This window comes from Longispora urticae (genome assembly GCF_053902585.1).
Map to the genome: position 1 here is coordinate 385,194 of NZ_JAQZSH010000041.1, position 18,387 is coordinate 403,580.

The following is an 18,387-nucleotide window of genomic DNA, read 5'->3' on the forward strand; positions in this document are numbered from 1 at the left end:
CCGGGCGCCGGGCGTCCCGCAGGGCCCCGGCGCCTCCTCCGTTCCCCGGCGGGCCGGGGGTGCGCGTCATAGGATCCGGTACGGAGCGGCCGTGCGGCGTGCTGGAGGAAGCCATGTCTTTCGTGCAGATCATCACGTTCAGTACCGACCGGGTGGACGAGTTCCGCCGGCTCGAGGCCGGGTGGTGGGCGGCCACCGAGGGCAGGCGCACCCTGCTGCGGGACGAGCTGTACGCCGACCGGGACGTCCCGGGCCGCTACGTCGCCGTCAACGAGTTCGCCTCGTACGCGTCGGCCATGGTCAACTCCGCCCTCCCCGAGACGGACGACGCCGCGCGCCGGCTCGCCGAGCTGTGTACCGGCCCGGTCACGTTCACCAACCTCGAACGGGTCGAGGGCCGGCACCGCCCGAACCTGGCGGACCTGACCTTCCTGCACGAGCTGTGCGACGCGACGGGCCTGGTCGACCGGCTCGCCGCGTACCTGGAGACCAACGCGGCCCGCCCCGGACTGTTCGCGCCCGACGCCGCCCTGGACGTGCACCTGCCCCGGGCGCACCGCCCGCCGACCGGCGTCGCGGACCTGACCGGGCTGCTCGTCGAGGACGCGCCCGCCGGCCGGCACGTGACGGAACGGCACTGGACCCCGACCGCGGACGGGTTCGTGCTCCGCTGGGCCGGGCGGACCGCCGACGCGCCGGGCCGGCCGGGGCACGAGGAGAACGGCATGCTGCTGGCGGAGGTCCGCGACGGCGGGATCGGCCGCCTGACCGGCTACTTCTCCGGGGATGCCGAGGCACGGAGCGCCGCCGAGATGGCCGGCACCGCGCGCCCGTAGGCCCCGGGGAAAGTAGTAGCCGGGCCGGGGTCGAGGCCGTGGAACCGGTCGCTCAGGTGCGGCGGACGCGTCGCCACACCCTGCCGTCGGCGTCGGTCGTCAGCCACGACCCGTCGCCGACGAGTTCGAGGTCGTAGGGGTCGCTGGACCCGGCCGCCAGGTCCCCGAGCACGGCTCCGGTGTCCGGGTCGAGCAGCGTGTGCCGGTGCCAGTCCTCGCCGTCCTCCGTCTCGCCGACCAGGGTCACGACGGCGGTCCCCGGTTCGAGATAGCCGCCGCTCCACTCCATGGCGGCCTCCTCGTCGCCGAGGTCGGCGACCGTGACCCGGACCAGGACCTCGCCGTCGGGGTGCGCGTGGAAGGCGACGTCCTGCTGGCTGTGGTCGACGGTCATGCCCCGCCGCCCGTCGGGCGCCAACCCCGTCAGAACGCGATCACTCCACGGGTACTCCGTCAGCGCGAGCGTCCCTCCGTCCAGCCTGCCCCGGTACACGACGGTGCCGTCCTGGCCCTCGCCCACGTCGAGGAGCATGTGGACGCCGTCGGGGTCGGGTACCTGGTGACCGCCCTGGCCGGTGGTGTCCAGGGCGGCCCGGGCGAGGACGGCCCCGGACCGGGGGTCCAGGACGAGCCACTGGTCCGTGTCCCCGCGCCCGGCCATGATGTCCGGCAGGTAGACCCAGACCGTGGCGCCGTCGGGGGAGTACCGGCAGGTCGACCACGCGGTGTGGTGGGTCGCCGGGCCGGCACCGAGGTCGAGCCGCCAGACCGGGTGGCCGTCGGGGGCGAGGCACACCACGGCGTCGGAGGTCGCGTACACGGCGGCGCCCAGGTCCGGGGCCACCGACGGGCCCTGGGGCCGGTCGCCGTCGGGCACGACGAACGTCACGTCCGGTGCGAGGACCGCGTCCTCCCCGGCCGGGCCGGACACGTCGAAGCCGAGAATCCGCCCGCCCACACTCCGGGTCACCACCCGCGAAACCACATCCATGCCGCCAGACTCTAGGCGACCGGCGACCGGCGACCGGCGACCGGCGACCGGCGACCGGCGACCGGCGCCGTGCGCCCCGGCCGTGGCGGCGGAACCGACCGCTCCCCGCCGGTACCCGTCGGAGGGTGTCGACCGTGGGTGCTATCCGGACCGCAGCACCGAGAACTCCGCGTCCTGCGGGTCCACCAGCACCGCCACCCGCCCCACCCCGGGCACGTCCTCCGGCTCCCGCACGACCTGGCCGCCGGCCCGGACCACCGCCGCGGCCGTCGCGTCCGGGTCGGTGACCGCGAAGTACACCGCCCAGCGCGGCGCGCCCCCGCCCTGCCGCAGGCCCGCCACGGCCCGGTCGGCGACGGTGAACACCCGGTAGTCGGGCCGGTCGGTCACCGGCTCCACGGCGATCCCGAACGCGTCGGCGTAGAACGGCGCGGCGGCCCCCGCGTCGGGGGTGTCCAGCTCGTTCCACGTCCACGCGCCGGGCTCGTTGACGATGCCCGCGCCGAAGAAGTCGTCCGCCTGCCACACGCCGAACACGCCGCCGGTCGGGTCGGCGGCGAGGAACATCCGGCCCGCGGTCGGCACGTCGGTCGGCGGCACCAGCACCTGCCCGCCGGCCCCCGGGATCCGGCCCGCGACGGCGTCGGCCGCGTCGGTGGCCAGGTAGGTGGCCCAGAACGGGGGCGGCTGGCGGGGCACCGTGACGCCGATGCCGGCGACGGGCCGGCCGTCGAGGAGCATCATCGTGTACCCGCCGTACTCCGCCGGCCCGGGCTCCCCGGTCCAGCCGAACACGTCCCGGTAGAACCCGAGGGCGGCCCGCTGGTCGGTGGGGGCCATCAGCTCGACCCAGCAGGGCGTGCCCTGCGCGTACGGCGCGTCGACCTTCACGCGCCCCATTCTGCCGGGCTCACGACCCCTTCGGAACGATTCTGCGGGTACTGCGCCACCGCCGCCGCCTCCGGGGTCGCCCCGGCCCGCGCGAGGATCGCGTACGCCTCCCGCCAGCACTCCGCCGGGTCGGCCCCGTCCAGCCCGGCCCGGGCATGGCCGAGGGCGACGAGCGCGCGGGCGTACCCGAGCCGGTACCCGCCCGCCCGGTGCACCTCGGCGGCCCGTTCGGCGTGCCCGGCGGCCTCCGCGTGCCGGCCCAGCCCGACCAGCGCGTCGGCGAGCGCCACCCCGGCCCGGGCCCGCAGTTCGCTGCCCTCCTCGTCGGTGGCCAGCACCAGGGCCCGGCGGGCGTCCTCGCAGGCCTCCGCCGCCCGGCCCTGGGCCAGGTGCACCGCGCTCTGCCCGACGAGCGCCCCGCCCTCGGCCGGCCGGTGGCCGCTCTGCCGGGCCAGCCGCAGCCCGGTGGCGAACTCGGCGGCGGCCTCGTCGAGCCGGCCGCCGCGCAGGGCCACGAACGCGACCGTGTTGTGCACGTACGCGGCCAGGTTCTGCTGCGGGACCTGCGGGGTCAGTTCCAGGGCGGCCCGCGCGTACCCGTCGGCCCGGTCCTGGTCCCCGACATCCAGATAGGCGAGCGCGGCGCTGTCCAGGACGGCCCACTCGGCGGTGCGGTCGCCCAGCTCGCGGGCCAGGTCCAGGGCGGCGGTCAGGTGCTCGACGGCGGCGGCCAGCCGGCCGAGCGCGTGGTAGGCCATCCCGAGCCGGTTGCGCGCGTGCGCCTCGCCGTTGCGCTGCCCGGCCCGGCGGAACGTGTCGATCGCCCGGCGCTGGTGCTCGACGGACAGCTCCGGTCGGCCGAGTTCCATGTAGGCCAGGCCCATCTCGGTCAGGTTCACCGCGGCGCCGGTCACCCGGCCGATCTCCTCGTTGAGGGTGAGGGCCCGCTGGTAGTGGTCGATGGCCGCCGGCCACTCGCCGCGCATGGCGTGGCCGGACCCGACGCTGGTCAGCGCGGTGGCGGTCAGCTCGGGCCACTCGGCCTTGTCGCCGAGCTCGATGGCGATGCCGAAGTGGTGGTTGGCCTCGTCGTGCCGGCCGACGCAGCTGTGCGCGCTGGCCAGGCTCAGGTGCGCGGCGGCCTGGGCGCGCAGGTCCCCGGTGCCGGTCGCGGCGGCCAGGCCCGCGTCGGCGACCGTGAACCAGTCCAGCGGGTGCGGCCGGGTGGAGAAGTAGCCGCGCAGCGCGTCGGCGAGCAGGGCCGCGTCGGCCAGCGCGCCCCGGTCCACGGCGGCGGTGACCATGGCGACCAGGTTGGCCAGTTCGGCCTCCAGCCAGGCCGAGGCGTCCGACCGCCCGGCCAGCGGGCCGCCCTCCGGTTCCGCCGGGTCCGTCTCGGGGGCCAGCCGGATCTTGTTCGGGTACAGCAGCCGGGCCGCCGCGTCCGCCGTCCCCAGGTAGTACCGGGTGAGCCGGTCCAGGGCGTCGGCGCGCTCGGCGGGGGAGTCCTCCCGCTCGGCCCGCTCGACCGCGTACAGCCGGAGCAGGTCGTGGCAGCCGTACCGGTCCGGGCCGGCGCTCACCAGGTGCGCCGCCGCGAGCTGGTCGAGCAGCCGGGTGGCCTCCGCGACCCCGATCCCGGCGACGGCCGCCGCCGAGGCGGGACTGATGTCCGTGCCCGGGGCCAGGCCGACCAGCCGGAACAGCCGGCGCGCGTCGGACCCGAGCCGCGCGTACGACAGGTCGAACGTGGCGCGCGCGGCGGCCTGCCCGTCCCCGCTGATCTCCAGCGCGTCGAGCCCCCGGCCGCCGGACAGTTCCGCCACGTACCCGGCGAGGGTCCGGTCCGGGTGGTCGGCGAGCACGGCGGCGGCGACCCGCAGCGCGAGGGGCAGCGCCGCGCACAGCCGGATCAGCGCGTCGACCTCGGCGGGCTCCGCGTCGAGCCGCCCGGCGCCCAGCACCCGGGCCAGCAGGGCCCGCGCCTCGGCAGGGGTCAGCGCGCCCAGGGTCAGCCGGTGCGCGCCGTCCACGGCGACCAGCCCCGACAGCCGGTCCCGGCTGGTCACCACCGTCAGGCAGCTGTTCCCGCCGGGCAGCAGCGGCCGGACCTGCTCCGCCGACGCCGCGTTGTCCAGGAGCACCAGCACCCGGCGGCCCGCGAGCAGGGTGCGGAACATGCCGGCCGCCTCGTGCACGTCGGTGGGCACCCGCTCGGCGGGCACCCCGAGCGCGCGGAGGAACCCGGCGAGCGCCTCGGCGGGGCGCAGCGGGCGGGCCGGCGGCGGGGCGTGGCCGCGCAGGTCCACGTACAGCTGGCCGTCGGGGAACCGGGCGGCGGCGCGCTGGGCCCAGTACACGGAGAGGGTGGTCTTGCCGACCCCGCCGCCGCCGACGATGGCCGCGACGGTGACATCGCCGGGCAGCCCGTCCAGGGTGGCCAGGTGCTCCTCCCGGCCGGTGAACGCCGACCCGGACGCCGGGAGCTGCCGGGGCCGGGGGGCGGTCGAGGTGGCCGGCGCGTCCAGTTCGGGGTCGGTGGCCAGGATCCGGGCGTGCAGCCGGCGCAGCTCCGCCCCCGGCTCGACGCCGAACTCGGCCGTGATCAGCCGGTAGAACTCCCGGTAGGCGGCCAGGGCCTCGGTCTGGCGGCCCGAGCGGTACAGGGCGAGCATCAGCTGGCTCCACAACCGCTCGCGCTGCGGGTACCGGCGGGTGAGGATCCGTAGCTCGGCGGCCGCCTCGTCGTGCCGGCCCAGGCCCAGCATCGCCGCCATCGCGTCCTCGGCGGCCACCTGGCGCAGGTCCTCCCACCGGCTGGCCTCGGGCCAGTCCAGCTCCGGCAGGTCCTCCAGGACGTCGCCCCGCCACAGGTCCAGCGCGGCGGCCAGCTGCTCGCCCGCCTCGTCGTGCTCGCCCCGGTCGAGGGCCGCCCGGCCGAGCGCGTGCCGCTCCGTGAACGCGTGCGTGTCCAGCTCGGAGTCGTCGACCCGGATCAGGTAGCCGCCGTTCTGGTGCGGCAGCCGGTCCCGGCCGAGGAGCCGGCGCAGGTCGGACACGTAGGACTGCAGGTTCGCGCCCGCGGAGTCCGGCGGGTCGCCCGCCCACAGCTCGTCCACGAGCCGGGCGGCGGACACCTGCTGGTTGGGGCGGGTCAGGAGGATCGCGAGGAGGAGGCGCTGCCGCCGCCGGGCCGGTTGCCGTACCGTTCCGTCGTCGGCCCGGATCTCCAACGGACCCAGGATTCGAAACTCCACCAAGATCCCCTTGTCTCGCCCAAGCCCACACAATACGCACAGTGACGGTCGCCTGGGAAGGGTGCCGCCGCCGGGCGGGGGCCCGGCGGGGGCGCGGCGGCGGCGCGTTCCTAGCAGTACGGCAGGGTCTCCCAGCCCACGGCCTTGACGAGGTTCCCGCTCACCCAGCCGCTGACGTCCGTCGTGACGTCGGTGATCCGCACCCAGTAGCCGTTGGTGGTGCTCGGCCGGCAGTGCGCGGTCACGGAGTGCGGCGCGTAGCACAGCCCGACGACCGCGCCGTCCGGCGGCGAGGACCGGATCCGGGTGCCGTCCACGCACCGGGCCGAGATCGACGCGGCGGCGGGTTCGGCGGGATCGGCGTGGGCCGGCGCGGCCAGGGCCACGGTGGACAGCAGGCCGCCGCAGAGCAGGGCGAGTGCCGTGAAACGACGTCGCATGGGTCCGTCCTTTCCTCAGGTACCGGAGACCGGGCGCGGGCTCCTTACGCCACCCTGACATTTTGTGGGAAGCCGGACTTGGAAAACGCTGTTCACGCCCTGCTGAGCGCCTTCGGTCGCCCGGCCCGGGGCAGCCCCGCCACGAGCCCCAGGAACTCGTCGTGCAGCACCCCGTTCGTGGCGAGGACGCTGCCGTCCCCGGTCAGCACGGGCGCGCCGTCGAGGTCCGTCACCCGGCCGCCGGCCTCGTGCAGGATCACGGGCAGCGGGGCGAGGTCGTCGTACCCCTGCTGGGTGATCACGGCGGCGTCCGCCCGGCCGGTCACCAGGTGCACGGCCACGTGGTGGATCGCGCCGACGACGGCCACCCGGCGGTGCAGCGCGACGAGCAGCTCCTCCGACCAGGTGTGCTGGTTCATGGCCAGGGTCAGCGCGCCGTCCAGCCGGGCCCGGTCGCCCACCCGGGTCCGGCGGGCGGCGGTGCGGTCGTCGGTCGGGCCGGTCAGGACCCAGCAGCCCAGGCCCCGGGCGGCGAAGACCAGTTCCCGCTGGATCGGCATGTTGATGACGCCGATCGCCGGGCCGTACTCGTCCTCGTAGGCGAGCAGGTTGGCGAACAGCGGCATCCGGCGGCTGAAGTACGCGGTGCCCGAGATCGGGTCGGTGATCCAGCGCCGCCCCGAGCTGCCGGGGCTCTCCCCGGCCTCCTCGCCGAGGACCCCGTCGTCGGGCGCGTACCTGCCGAGCTCCGCCCGGATCAGGTCCTCCACCGCGAGGTCGGCGTCGGTGACCTCGCTGCCGTCCGGCTTGAGGGTGCTCGGCGCCCCCGCGAAGAACATCTCGGCGGACAGCGCGCCGGCCCGCCCCGCCACGGACACCGCGAAGTCGAGCAGTTCCCGGTCCACGGCCGGTCCGTTCATCGTCGTCGTCATGCGTCCAGTCAACGGCCGGCCGGTGTGGAACCCTCAAGGATTAAGCCCACACCGAATGGAGTACCGGTGAGCGTGATCCGCTTCGAGGTCGCCGACGTCGCCGACGTCCGGTTCGGCATCTCCCCGCTCTGGGAGACGGTCCGCAGCCTGTACGCGCTGGCCGACCCCGGCCGGCACGCCGTGCACCTGCCCTGGGTCCGCGAGGTCCGGCACCGGGCGACCGCCCACCTGCCGCTCCTGCGGGACGTCGCCGCCCCCGGCGCGTGGGTGCCGGACTTCCTGACCCCGCCGCCGGCCGGCCCGCTGGTGGAGTTCGAGGAGGAGCTCGCCCGGCTGCGCGCCACCCCACCCGACGTCGTCACCGCCGACCTGACCGCCACCACCGCCCGCCGGCCTCTGGCGCCCCGGATCCGGGCCGGACTGCGAGACCCGGAACAGCTGCTGGGGGTACTCGCCGACGCCGTCTCCGCCTGGCACGGGGCCGCGATCCTGCCGTACTGGCCCCGGATGCGGGCCCTGCTGGAGGGCGACATCGCGCACCGGTCCCGGCAGCTCGCCGAGGGCGGCCCCCGGCGGCTGTTCGACACCCTGCACCCGACGGTCCGCTGGGCGGGGGACCGTCTGCTCGCCGACGACCCGTGGGACCTCGACCTCGACCTGCGCGGCCGGGGCCTGCCCCTGATGCCCAGCGTCTTCGTCGACCGGCGGGTGCTGTGGAACATCCGGCCCGACTCGCCCCCGGTGGCCGTCTACCCGGCCCGGGCCGCCGCGCTGCTGTGGGAGGGCGCGCCCGCGCCGGACGGGCTCGCCGGCGCGATCGGGGCGTCCCGGGCCCGGCTGCTGGCCCTGTTGCGCGGCCCCGCGACCACCACGGAACTGGCCCGGCGGGTCGGGCTGTCCCCGGCCGCGGTGTCCCAGCACCTGCACGTCCTGCTCGCGGCCGGCCTGGTCGCCCGCACCCCGCACGGCCGCAGCGTCCTCTACCTGGTCACCCACGCGGGCACGGTCCTCCTCGACGCCACGGCGTGACTCCGGCACCGTGACCTGGCCGCCGGGGCGGCGTGGTCTCTGCGCCAGGGTCCAGAAAATCTGTAGGGGTCACGGTAGACATCCCTGTCGGTGCGTGTTAGCTTTACTCCTGTTAGAGCGAGAAAGAGTCCATGTGGGGCGACAGAGACTAGTCGCTCGTTCGAATGGATAGGCAGGTCAGGCGTGTCGGGGCCGAGTTCTTGCACGGGGCTCCGGGCGGTGGCGCTGCCGGCGGTCACGAAGGCCGCGAACGGATCAACGGCACGACGCGACACGGCAACAAGCAAGACAGAACGTGTACGGCACGCGCGCCAGGGCCGAGTTCGACGTCAGGGTCCTGGCCGGTGAGGGGCGGTGTTGTTCCGGGCCGCCCGACAGGCACGTAGAAGTACAGGTCAGGCGTGTCGGGGCCAGGTTGTGATGTGAGGGCTCTGATCGAGGCCAAGGCGGTCAGCGTGTGGGGCCGTGTGTGGATGTACTCGTAGTTCATGGGAAAGGGGTTTCGACGCCATCGCAGATCGCCCGTGCCGGCTTGAGCTGTCGCCGCACGGACACCGCAGTCCCACGGATAGGAAGGTGGTCTACGGTCACGATTACGCGATCGCGCTCCAGCCGCCGGTACGGGGTTGGGACGCAAGATGACACCGGTGCTCGTTGCCGGTAGATGGTGTTGGACGGACTCCGGGCTCCGGCGCAACCGCGCCGGGGCCCCTCGGGCTGATCGCCCCGCAACGCTCCGACGGCGGACACCGCCGCTACTCCCGGTACCAGCTGCGCCTCGCCGCACGCGCCCGTGAACTCGTCGACGGCGGTACCCCGCTGGAATCCGCCTGTCGGATCATCGTCCTCGAGGACCAGCCCGCCGAGGCCCTGCGCGTCACCGCCGAACACGAACGGCACCGGCTGAGCCCGCGCGGCCCCGGACTCGCCGGTCCGGGGCCCGACGGGTCAGGTCAGCACCTGGTCCAGGTGGGCCGAGTAGGCCGCTTCCAGCTCCGCCAGCCGGGACTCCCCGAGGGCCAGCGGCACCCCGTAGAACCCGGCGAGCAGGGCGGTCACCGCCGCGTCCACCGGCCCGGTCAGCTCGCCCCGCCCGGCGGCGACCGCCAGGTGCCCGGCGAACAGGTCCCCCTGCGGCACGATCGCGACGTCGAGGGCGGCCGGTGTGCCGAACACCAGCAGCCGTTCGGCCGCCCCGACGTCCAGCACCGCGCACAGCCCGCCGCCCCGGGCGACCTCCCCGGTGATCTCGAACCACATCCGGGGCCCGGCGAGCACCGACGCGGCCGTGGCGGCGAAGAACCGGCGGAGGAAGGCCGCGCCGTCCGGGGCCGACGCCGACGCGAGGACGGTCTCGATCCGCCACAGGCAGATGTGGTACGCCAGCAGCTCGGTCTTCGACGCGAAGTGCGCGAAGAACGTCGGCTCGGAGATCTCCACGGCGGCGGCCAGTTCCCGGACCGTGATGTCCGTGAACGGGGTGTGCTCGATCCGGTCCCGCAGCGCCCGCCACAGCCCGACCCGGGTCCGGGCGCGTTTGCGTTCCCGGAGGGGGAGGGCCGCCAGGGCCGCCGGTTCGAGGGTCACCGGACGCTGGCCAGCACCTCGACCAGCGCGGCGGCGGTGGCGGCGGACGACTGCGGGTTCTGCCCCGTGACCAGGCGGCCGTCCCGCCGGACGCATCCGGTGAACGGCGCGCCCACCTCGACGGTCGCGCCGAGCCCGGTGAGCCGCTGCTGGAGGTGGAACGGGATGACCGCGTCCGCGCCGATCATCTTCTCCTCCGCGTCGCTGAACCCGGTGACCAGGCGGCCGGCCACCAGCGGGGTGCCGTCGTCGGCCGTGGCCCCGAGCAGCCCGGCGACGCCGTGGCAGACGGCCCCGACCGCGCCGGTCCGGTGCACGTCGGTGACGAGGCGGGCGAGGTGCGGGTCGTCGGGGAAGTCCCACATGGTGCCGTGCCCGCCGACGAGGAACACGCCCGCGTACCGCGCCGGGTCGACCGTGTCCAGGGCCGTGGTGGCCGCCAGCAGGTCGTCGAGGTCGGGGACGGCGCCCGCGTCGTACTCCGCGCTGCCCGGGTCGAGCGGGGGCCGGCCGCCCCGGACGGACGCGAGTTCGACGTCGAACCCGGCGGACCGGAACGCGGCGAGCGGGGCGGCGAGCTCCTCCAGCCAGAAGCCGGTGGCCGTGCCGCTCGCGCCGAGCTCGCCGTGGGAGGTGAGGACCATCAGGATGCGCTGAGTCATATTGTGAGCGTACACAGAAATTTTAGTACACCCAAATTTCTTTGCGAACTTTCTTGTTTACCGGTTTGTTGCCTCCGTCGGTGACACTCGGCGGGTGGACGATTCTCTCGCGTGGCGCTCCATGTCGGACGATCCCGATGACATGACGCGCCAGTTCGCCAAGGTGGTCGGGATCTCGCTCGCCGCCGTGCCCGTGCTGGGCTGCGCGGCCGGCACCCTGACCGGCGACTCCGGCCTGGCCGGCCCGGCGATGGCGTACGCCCTCGTGATCCCGGTCCTGGCGCTGGTCCTCTGTGGATGGGACTGGTCGCGGGACCGTGCGCGGATCGTGGAGGTGCGGTTCGTGCTCCCCGACCGGGTCGTGCTCCGCCGGGTCGACGGCCAACTGCTCACCCACCCGGCGTCCGCGTTGAAGAGGCTGGAGATCATCCGGTACCGCGGGCGGGAGAAGTCCACCACCCTGTGGATCACCCTCGACGGCCAGCGCCTCGTCACCCGCCCGGGCCGCACGGACGTGGCCGCCGAGCGGGCGCTCAGCTCGGCGCTGCTGCGGGTGGGCGGCCCGCTGGCCGTCGTCCGCGAGTCACACGGCGACTGAGCCCGACCGGGCGCGCCCGCGCCCGCGCTACGCCAGCGCCGTCAACCGGTCCGCCGTAGCGTCCAACGCGTGCCGGACCGCCCCGAGCGCCACCGCGTCCTCGCCGAGCGTCGACGCCCGCACCTCGGTGGGGGAGGACAGCGTCCGGCCGAGCAGGTGCCGGCGGACCGGGTCGAGCAGCGTGTCGCCGGCGCGGGACAGTCCGCCGCCGATGACGACCTGTTCGGGGTCCATGAGCAGGATGAGCGCGCCGAGCCCCTGGGCGAAGCGGGCGGCGACCCGGTCGACGACGGCCACGGCGACGGGGCTCCCGGCTGCGGCGGCGGCGAACAGCGGCGCGATGTCGCGTTCCCCGGGCGCGGTGAGTTGGGCGTGCAGGTCCCGGTCGCGTCCGCCGGCGGTCATGGCGGTGGCGAGTTCGTGGATGGCGGCGGCTCCGACGAGGCGTTCGAAGGGGCCGGTGCCTTCGTTGGTGGCGGGTCGGCCGGTGGGGTCGTTGGGGGGGAGGCCGAGGTCGAGGAAGCCGAGTTCGCCGGCGGCGGCGTGGGCGCCGCGGTAGGGTGCGCCGTCGATGATGAGGCCGGTGCCGATGCGTTCGCCCCATTGGACGAAGACGAGGGATTCGACGCCGACGGCGGTGCCTTGCCAGCGTTCGGCGAGGACGGCGAGGTTGACGTCGTTGTCGATGAGGACGGGGCAGTGCAGTTGGTCGCGGAGTGCGGGGACGACGGGTAGTCCGGCCCAGCCGGGGATGCTGGGGGCGAGGACGACCTCGCCGTGGTCGCGGTCGACGATGCCGGGGGTACCGACGCACACCGCCCACAGGTCGGCGTGGGTCAGCCCGGCGGCGGCGACGGCCTGGTCGAGTCCTGCGGTGACCAGGTCGAACACCTCGGGTCCGGTGGCTGTGGGTGGGGTGGTGGTCCGGTGGGTGGTGAGGACCTCGCCGGCGAGGTCGGCGATCTTGATCAGGATCTTGTGCGGGCCGACGTCGACGCCGGCCACGTGGCCGAGTTCGGCCCGGAACCGGGCGCGTTGGGCGGGGCGGCCGATCCGGCTCGTCTCGTCGGCGACGAGTTCGACGAGGTCGGCGTCGCGCAGGTCGGCCAGGGCCCGGGTCACGGCGGGGCGGGACAGGCCGGTGGCGGGTCCCACATTGGGCGCAGCCGGGGCCGTTTGCGGGCCATCAGCTTAGTCGCCGTCGTCACGCCCACCCCGTCCAAATCCAGGAGTGCGGCCCGCAACCGCCACCCCGCCCAGTCCGCAGGCCACGAAGCGGCCTCGTCGGCTAAGCGCCTGGGGAAGTCTTGTCCGTAACCTTCGGGTAGCCGGGGTGATGTCCAGGGTACGGTTGCGGCGAGCATCTGGGCTGGTGTGTGGTTTCTGAAGAACGCGTGGGCTTGGCGGATTCGGTCGGCCATGGTCGCGGGCGCGGTGTTGGCGATGTCGGCTTTCATCGCGGCCCAGACGCGTTCGGTCGGGTTGTCCTGGGGGCTGTATCGGGCGCCGTGGAGCAGGAGTAGGCGTGGATGGTCGGCGAGCCAGCGGCGGGTGATACCGCTGTGGTGGATGGTTCCGTTGTCGCAGATCACGGCGACGACTGGGGCGTGTGGGTAGGCGTGTAGGCAGTGACCGTGCCCCCGGGCCCGGGCCTGTTGGCCTGCGGCCTGCAGGTCGGTGTCGACGATGGCGGCCAGGAGGCGGTAGCGGTCGAACAGGTGGCCGCCGAGGTCGACTGGCTGTCCGGCAGAACATTCCCGTCACTTTGTAACGACTTCAGTGCTGACAATGATGTTCAAGGGTTGGATTACACGCTGGCCCTGGAGCATCGATGAACGAGCGCGGACGACTCATCTCCATCCTGCAGGGACCTTGGGTCGCCCAGGCCTGCTACGCGCTGGCAAAACTAGAGGTTCCCGACCTCCTGGCCGACGGCCCTAGGCACGTCAAGGAGCTTGCCGCGGCCTGCGGAGCGCACCCGCAGGCACTGCACCGACTGCTGCGGGCACTGGTGTTTGTGGACCTGCTCGAGCAACCCGAACCCGACACGTTCGCGCTCACCCCGGTCACCGAACTGCTGCGCCGTAACACCCCGACCACGATGCACGGCACAGCCATCATCTACGGCGAGGACGTGTACCGCTCCTTCGCCGAAATCATGCACCCACTCCTGGAAGGCCGGCCCGGCTTCGAGAAGATTACGGGAAAGTCAGTCTACGACCACCTCGACGCGGACGCCGACGCCGCACGGACATGGAACGCGTCCATGAGTCGCAACCGGATCCCCGACGTCATCTCCTCGTGTGACTTCAGCACCGCCACGACCGTCGTCGACGTGGGCGGCGGCACCGGCCGGCTCCTCGCCCAGGTCCTCACCGACAACCCGCACCTGCGCGGAACACTCCTGGAACTGTCCACCGCCGTTGACCAGGCCGCCGAACTGATCGCCGCCCAGGGCCTCACCGACCGGGTCGATCTGGTCAAGGGCAGCTTCTTCGACACCGTCCCCACCGGTGGTGACGTCTACGTCCTGGCCCGCTGCCTGCACAACTGGAACGACGACAACGCCCTGCGCATCCTCCGCCAGGTCCACGCCGCCATGAAAGCCGACAGCAGACTCCTCGTCGTCGAAGACCTCACCACCGACGACGTATCCCTCATCGACCTACTCATGCTCGTCCAACTCGAAGGACACGACCGTACCCGAGAGCAGTACACCAACCTACTCACCCGGGCCGGATTCCACATCCAGCAGGTACTCCCCCCTCCGGTGCCCTACGCGCACGCGCCCAGCGCCATCGAAGCCACCGCGACATGATCCATCGACCCCCGGGCGACCGGATGCCTCTGCCAGAAGCTCACCCGGCGAGCTGGGCTGCCGATACGCCCTGGATCGGCGAGCACCGACACCTAGTGGCCGGTAACGATGTTCAATAAGCCTATGGATGCTTCGACCCGTGGCCGGCTGCATTTCTCCATGGCCGGCGGCCTGCTCGCCGCGTACCTGTGCGTCGGTGCGGTGCTGTTCATCCTTCCCGGTCCACAGGATTCGGTATTCGTCGAACCTCTCCTGTCCAGTGCGTCATCGACGCGGACCCGTGGTCCCGGAGGCTTCGATCCGGTGGGCCCGGTCCGCGACGGTGACCTCGAGTTCACGGTGACGGCGATGCGATGTGGGCTGATTCGCGTCGAGCAGGTCGAAGCGGCCGAGGAGTTCTGCGCGCTGCGGCTTTCGGTGCGCAACACGGCAGGGCGCTCCGCCCGTTTCGTCGAATCCGCGCAGGTGGGCCTCGGGCCAGAGGGGAAACGCTACCCGGCGAATGTGGCAGCGGGAGCGGCGTTCGCCGCACAGCGCGGAAACGCAGACGTATGGAACGCCGAACTTCAGCCGGGCCAAACACGTCAAGGACCGCTCGTTTTCGACGTACCCCGCGGAACCCGACTACGCGGACTGGAGGTTCACGCATACCTGGGCTCCACCGGAGCGACCGTAGCGCTGTGAAATGAGGGATCTGGAGCCTCTTCTGGCGGTGGCGGTGGCTCACCTGCTGGTCAGCGAAGTCAGCTCCCACGTGAAATCCATGAGCACGGACGGGCAGTGGCCACTGCCATGCCGCCGCACCGATACGTCGCCTCTCGCGCTCCAACGCCGCACGGATTCCCGGGGGATACCTGATCGCCGCCAGCGCCGCGATGCTCGCCCTTGCCATGCTGCACCTGAGCCTCGCCTACGCCATCGGCCGACGCGGCCTCGCCGTCGCCATCCCCGCCGCCCTCGCGATCGGCACCTACCTCATCCACAGCCTGCTGGCCATGGTCGAAGTCCTCGCCCCGGTCCGCTACGTGCTGCCCTGGTACTGGTACCTGCAACGCAATATCCTCGCCCAGGGCCTACCACCCGCAGCACTCATCACATCCCTGACGATGTCGGCCGTGCTGTTCGCCGTCGGTTGGGCAGCTTTCCAACGGCGCGATCTGCGGTGAACTCCGTCAGCGAGCCAGGCGGGCCAGCCCGCAGCTGTCACCCGAAAGTTGCGGTCTCCCGCTGTACCCGGTGGGGATCCAGACCCAACCGGGTCCACAGTTCAAACAGGGCCTGACCAGCGGTCGCCTCAACCGTCGCGGTGTAGGCAGCCCAGTCGCCCCACGGTTCGGGGTGGACGGTGCGGATATTGCGTACCGCGTCCCAGGTCGGCTTGACCAACGGGGCAAGGGTGTGGTTGTCGATTTCGGGGAGCCCGAACGCTCCGGGGCCACCGAGGGACACGGCCTCGGCTTCCGCGTGCGCGAGGAGTGTTAGGAGGCGCCCGGTCGAACGCCCCACTGCGGCGAACCGCGCGAGCGGCGGCTGGTGAGCATCGCCCAGCGCCTCCGCCCACGCGGCTTCGACCTCAAAGAGGGCGTCGTACAAGGCGTCCAGATAGCTGTTTTCGGCCAGCGCTCCGACCAACCCAAACGGTACCGGGCGCGGCCCTTCTCCCTGATCTATCGCGCACAACTGGTGCAGGACACGGTCGGCAGCCAGGTCGCAGTACAGCTCCTCCAACGCGTTTTCCACCATCCACACCGCGGCGTCCAACGGGCGGTGCGTCTGCACCGGTGGACACGGGCATCCGGACTCCACACGAAGTCGACCCCAGCGCGGGTGAAACAGTTCATGCGCCAGAAGACGGACGTGCTCCAGCGGACTACTGGGACGCGCGCCGGCCTGCGCCCACCAGCCCGCGTTCACAATCACCCACCACGCAGTCTGGTCGGCGGTGACCGCAACGGACTTACCCTGCACCGTCCCGCCCAGGCGCTGTGAACCGAACCCGCCATAGCCGATCCCCGCTCGCCGCCACGCTTCCTCGACAGTTGCCTCGAAGTTCCCCGCGAACACCACCGACACACGAACGTTGTCCGGCAGCGCAACATGTCCATCCAACGCCGACCCGCAGGCGGCAACCAGCTCGGCGAGGCCACCAGGGACATCCTCGCCATCGAACGCCATCAGCTCGACCAAATCAGAGCACCGCCTCCGTCGCAGGCAAACAGCTGACGGCCACGATACGCCGGAGAGCGCGGCCCGCCCCGCCGGCTTCAGGTGTGGGGCTGCGCTGCGCTCAGCCCCAGTAGCCGACGTTCTGTGTCAACGCCAGGATCAGCCGCAGCCGGCGGTGCGGCCTGAAGAGGCGAAAGAGTTCGCTCGGGCCGGCGTACAGCCGAGGCTGCGTGGTGGCGCACGTGGTGCGAACTGAAGAAGCCAGAGACACGGCAGTGCACTATTGAGCCAAGATCGGATACTGTAGTGCCTGGTAGAAGCGCTAGAGGCACTGACCAGAAGACTCATAATCCGTGGGTCATGGGTTCGAGCCCCAGGAAGCCAGTCGACTGTCAAGAGCCGCCCTGGCAGGTCGTGAATTCCCGGGTAGGTAACAAAACTCGTCACGTTGTGCGGCATCACGACGAGCCCCTTGCGGACCGACCGCATGCGGATGTCCAGTCGCTCTGGCTGCGGCTGATCTCGCTGATCGCCTCCTCCGAGGGAGCGGGGCGTGAAAGTGCGGCATCTCCGACTCCATCGAGTTGCCCGAGCCGACGATCTCCGAGCACCTCAAAGTACTGCCGCAGGCTGGACTGGCCGACCGCCGCCGGGCCCCGGTGTGAGCGCGCCCGTGGTAGGTCGACGCCGACCAGGCGCGCTGATCGCGGTGGCTGCGCTGTTCGGAGCAGTCTTGTCGTCGAACGTGCGCGCCACCTTCGTGCACGCCGCCATCCCGCGCGTGCGATCAGGGGACGTTGATAGTGAACCAGACGACTTTGCTGGTAGGTGACGTGTGTTGTCGGTAACAGCCGAGTTGGTCGGCGAGGGTGGCGATCTGGCGTAGTCCGCGCTGGTAGGCGTCTGTCGCCTGCCGGTCATCGGGGGCGCCGAGGTGGGGGTTGGTGTCGGTGACGCTGACGGTGAGGTGCAGGCGCCGTTCGTAGTCGCGCCACGTGTGGGCTGCGGCTTGAAAGCTGGCATTCGTCGCCGCAGTGGTGGCGACGGTGTGGGCGGCCAGTTCGCCGAGCGCGGACAGTATCGGGTCGATATGGGTGCGTAGTTTCCATTCGGTGAGCAGGGTGCGGGCCCAGTGGCGGGCCGCGAATACGGATGCGGGCTCCGTGGGAAACGGGCGGTGGGCGTGGCGGATGGGGCGTATTCCACCGGCCGGTAGGTGCGGGAGGGGGCCGACGGGAGCGGTCAGGACTGCGGTGGCGGTTTCCAAGGATGGGAACGTGGCCCGTTCGATCAGACAGGGAGCTGCGACCACGAGCGCGGCGGGTGGCGCGGCGAATCCCAGGTATTCGGGTGCAGCGGCGTGGGCGAGCCGGTCGAGTTCTACCAGGCCCGCGTGGGTCCAGCCGATGACCTGTTCGAGGTTGACCAGTATCCGGCTGGCGCCCTGGTCGCGTGCGGAGTCCATGCGCGTGCGCAGGTCCGTCACGGCACGTTCGTCCAGCGCCCCGGCAATGGTCAGCAGGGCGAAGCCCCGGTAGGTCGACGGCGCGTGCGAGGGGACGCGTGGGTGGCCGGTCGAAGCCCGGCCATCGTGGAGGTCATGCAGAAACAGATGTGTCGGCACAGGGCCCCATCCTCGTCGACCTTACAAGTTTAGAAGTTACGCAACTCGACATGAGCTTAGTGCGGGGCGACCCGGGGTGCGGCACGGTAGTGGCATGGGTCACAGTCCCGCCTCGGGCGGTTACCTATGCAATTGAAGAGGTGTTCAATTGCTGTAGTGGCTTGGCGTGAATGCAGGGAGGGCACGTGGCGGTTCCGCTGTATGAGGCCAAGTCGGAGTTCTTCCGCACGCTCGGACACCCGGTGCGTATCCGGGTCCTGGAACTGCTCGGCGACGGGCCGTTGCCGGTGCGAGATATCCTCGCCGACGTTGCGATCGAGGCGTCCAGCCTGTCGCAGCAGTTGGCGGTGCTGCGCCGGGCCGGGATCGTCACCTCCCACCGCGAGGGGTCCACTGTGATGTACGCCCTGGCCGGCCCGGACGTCGCCGACCTGATGGCCGCCGCCCGCCGGTTCCTGACCGCGATCGTGTCCGGTCGGGTTGAACTCCTCGACGCGCTGTCCGTGAACCCCGGCGACGTCGAGGAAACGGCCGTGGGGGCGGTCGCATGACCGCC

20 protein-coding genes and 2 pseudogenes are annotated in these 18,387 nt (G+C 72.5%); 10 read left to right on the plus strand and 12 right to left on the minus strand.

Translation table 11 applies throughout. The features are described 5' to 3' along the window. Positions 1–113: 113 nt before the first annotated feature. Positions 114–836: a hypothetical protein gene (locus PT931_RS29490; protein ID WP_456248972.1), complete on the plus strand. Its 723-nt coding sequence runs from the start codon at positions 114–116 to the stop codon at positions 834–836. A gap of 52 nt (positions 837–888) precedes the next feature. Here the strand turns inward: PT931_RS29490 and PT931_RS29495 are convergent, their stop codons facing one another. From PT931_RS29495 to PT931_RS29515, 5 genes are all read right to left on the minus strand, one after another. Then, positions 889–1,827 carry a hypothetical protein gene (locus PT931_RS29495; RefSeq protein ID WP_456248973.1) on the minus strand — a complete coding sequence of 313 codons (939 nt, stop codon included), beginning with the start codon at positions 1,825–1,827 and terminating at the stop codon, positions 889–891. Positions 1,828–1,968: 141 nt separating this feature from the next. Continuing rightward, positions 1,969–2,718: a VOC family protein gene (locus PT931_RS29500; RefSeq protein WP_456248974.1), complete on the minus strand. Its 750-nt coding sequence runs from the start codon at positions 2,716–2,718 to the stop codon at positions 1,969–1,971. After that, complete coding sequence (locus PT931_RS29505) at positions 2,715–5,975, minus strand: BTAD domain-containing putative transcriptional regulator (protein ID WP_456248975.1); 3,261 nt, start codon at positions 5,973–5,975, stop codon at positions 2,715–2,717. The genes PT931_RS29500 and PT931_RS29505 overlap by 4 nt, the downstream gene beginning before the upstream one ends. A 110-nt stretch (positions 5,976–6,085) precedes the next feature. Continuing rightward, on the minus strand, positions 6,086–6,415 hold the full coding sequence (locus tag PT931_RS29510; protein ID WP_456248976.1) for a hypothetical protein: 330 nt from the start codon (positions 6,413–6,415) through the stop codon (positions 6,086–6,088). A gap of 92 nt (positions 6,416–6,507) precedes the next feature. After that, on the minus strand, positions 6,508–7,347 hold the full coding sequence (locus tag PT931_RS29515; protein ID WP_456248977.1) for an inositol monophosphatase family protein: 840 nt from the start codon (positions 7,345–7,347) through the stop codon (positions 6,508–6,510). 66 nt (positions 7,348–7,413) lie between these two features. Between PT931_RS29515 and PT931_RS29520 the strand changes: the two genes are divergently transcribed. After that, complete coding sequence (locus PT931_RS29520; RefSeq protein WP_456248978.1) at positions 7,414–8,376, plus strand: helix-turn-helix domain-containing protein; 963 nt, start codon at positions 7,414–7,416, stop codon at positions 8,374–8,376. A 717-nt stretch (positions 8,377–9,093) separates the two neighbouring features. After that, a pseudogene (locus tag PT931_RS29525) lies at positions 9,094–9,270 on the plus strand (MerR family transcriptional regulator); the annotation flags it as partial. A gap of 54 nt (positions 9,271–9,324) precedes the next feature. Here PT931_RS29525 and PT931_RS29530 read toward each other — a convergent pair. Then, positions 9,325–9,963: a TetR/AcrR family transcriptional regulator gene (locus PT931_RS29530; RefSeq protein ID WP_456248979.1), complete on the minus strand. Its 639-nt coding sequence runs from the start codon at positions 9,961–9,963 to the stop codon at positions 9,325–9,327. Continuing rightward, positions 9,960–10,625: a type 1 glutamine amidotransferase domain-containing protein gene (locus PT931_RS29535; protein ID WP_456248980.1), complete on the minus strand. Its 666-nt coding sequence runs from the start codon at positions 10,623–10,625 to the stop codon at positions 9,960–9,962. Before PT931_RS29535 ends, PT931_RS29530 begins: the two co-directional genes overlap by 4 nt. Positions 10,626–10,719: 94 nt before the next feature. On the opposite strand from PT931_RS29535, the gene PT931_RS29540 reads away from it, so the two are divergent. Next, positions 10,720–11,223 (plus strand): hypothetical protein, encoded by a 504-nt coding sequence (locus PT931_RS29540; protein ID WP_456248981.1) that lies wholly within the window; start codon positions 10,720–10,722, stop codon positions 11,221–11,223. 27 nt (positions 11,224–11,250) lie between these two features. Here the strand turns inward: PT931_RS29540 and PT931_RS29545 are convergent, their stop codons facing one another. From PT931_RS29545 to PT931_RS29555, 3 genes and pseudogenes are all read right to left on the minus strand, one after another. Beyond that, complete coding sequence (locus PT931_RS29545) at positions 11,251–12,378, minus strand: ROK family protein (RefSeq protein WP_456248982.1); 1,128 nt, start codon at positions 12,376–12,378, stop codon at positions 11,251–11,253. Continuing rightward, positions 12,342–12,467, minus strand: coding sequence for a DUF6308 family protein (locus PT931_RS29550; RefSeq protein ID WP_456249004.1), 126 nt, complete (start codon positions 12,465–12,467; stop codon positions 12,342–12,344). Before PT931_RS29550 ends, PT931_RS29545 begins: the two co-directional genes overlap by 37 nt. Positions 12,468–12,524: 57 nt before the next feature. Beyond that, positions 12,525–12,848 (minus strand): annotated as a pseudogene (locus PT931_RS29555) (transposase); the annotation flags it as partial. A gap of 3 nt (positions 12,849–12,851) precedes the next feature. On the opposite strand from PT931_RS29555, the gene PT931_RS29560 reads away from it, so the two are divergent. The 4 genes from PT931_RS29560 (at position 12,852) to PT931_RS29575 (ending at position 15,207) form a co-directional block, all read left to right on the plus strand. Further along, positions 12,852–13,058, plus strand: a complete 207-nt coding sequence (locus PT931_RS29560; protein WP_456248983.1) for a hypothetical protein — start codon at positions 12,852–12,854, stop codon at positions 13,056–13,058. Next, positions 13,055–14,041, plus strand: coding sequence for a methyltransferase (locus PT931_RS29565; protein ID WP_456248984.1), 987 nt, complete (start codon positions 13,055–13,057; stop codon positions 14,039–14,041). The genes PT931_RS29560 and PT931_RS29565 overlap by 4 nt, the downstream gene beginning before the upstream one ends. Before the next feature lie 123 nt (positions 14,042–14,164). Further along, positions 14,165–14,725, plus strand: coding sequence for a DUF4352 domain-containing protein (locus PT931_RS29570; protein ID WP_456248985.1), 561 nt, complete (start codon positions 14,165–14,167; stop codon positions 14,723–14,725). A 206-nt stretch (positions 14,726–14,931) separates the two neighbouring features. Then, positions 14,932–15,207: a hypothetical protein gene (locus PT931_RS29575; RefSeq protein WP_456248986.1), complete on the plus strand. Its 276-nt coding sequence runs from the start codon at positions 14,932–14,934 to the stop codon at positions 15,205–15,207. Between the two features lie 37 nt (positions 15,208–15,244). Here the strand turns inward: PT931_RS29575 and PT931_RS29580 are convergent, their stop codons facing one another. After that, positions 15,245–16,228, minus strand: coding sequence for a hypothetical protein (locus tag PT931_RS29580; protein WP_456248987.1), 984 nt, complete (start codon positions 16,226–16,228; stop codon positions 15,245–15,247). Positions 16,229–16,773: 545 nt separating this feature from the next. Here PT931_RS29580 and PT931_RS29585 point away from each other — a divergent pair. Next, positions 16,774–16,872, plus strand: a complete 99-nt coding sequence (locus tag PT931_RS29585; protein WP_456249005.1) for an ArsR family transcriptional regulator — start codon at positions 16,774–16,776, stop codon at positions 16,870–16,872. Between the two features lie 122 nt (positions 16,873–16,994). Here PT931_RS29585 and PT931_RS29590 read toward each other — a convergent pair whose 3' ends face one another. Further along, positions 16,995–17,831 (minus strand): hypothetical protein, encoded by an 837-nt coding sequence (locus PT931_RS29590; RefSeq protein ID WP_456248988.1) that lies wholly within the window; start codon positions 17,829–17,831, stop codon positions 16,995–16,997. Between the two features lie 185 nt (positions 17,832–18,016). Between PT931_RS29590 and PT931_RS29595 the strand changes: the two genes are divergently transcribed. Next, positions 18,017–18,382: an ArsR/SmtB family transcription factor gene (locus PT931_RS29595; RefSeq protein WP_456248989.1), complete on the plus strand. Its 366-nt coding sequence runs from the start codon at positions 18,017–18,019 to the stop codon at positions 18,380–18,382. Positions 18,383–18,387: the final 5 nt, after the last annotated feature.

Coding starts and splice junctions, on each gene's coding strand:
- PT931_RS29490 (WP_456248972.1), top strand. CDS start 114: ATGTCTTTCGTGCAGATCATCACGTTCAGTACCGACCGGGTGGACGAG.
- PT931_RS29495 (WP_456248973.1), bottom strand. CDS start 1,827: ATGGATGTGGTTTCGCGGGTGGTGACCCGGAGTGTGGGCGGGCGGATT.
- PT931_RS29510 (WP_456248976.1), bottom strand. CDS start 6,415: ATGCGACGTCGTTTCACGGCACTCGCCCTGCTCTGCGGCGGCCTGCTG.
- PT931_RS29515 (WP_456248977.1), bottom strand. CDS start 7,347: ATGACGACGACGATGAACGGACCGGCCGTGGACCGGGAACTGCTCGAC.
- PT931_RS29535 (WP_456248980.1), bottom strand. CDS start 10,625: ATGACTCAGCGCATCCTGATGGTCCTCACCTCCCACGGCGAGCTCGGC.
- PT931_RS29565 (WP_456248984.1), top strand. CDS start 13,055: ATGAACGAGCGCGGACGACTCATCTCCATCCTGCAGGGACCTTGGGTC.
- PT931_RS29570 (WP_456248985.1), top strand. CDS start 14,165: ATGGATGCTTCGACCCGTGGCCGGCTGCATTTCTCCATGGCCGGCGGC.
- PT931_RS29575 (WP_456248986.1), top strand. CDS start 14,932: ATGCTGCACCTGAGCCTCGCCTACGCCATCGGCCGACGCGGCCTCGCC.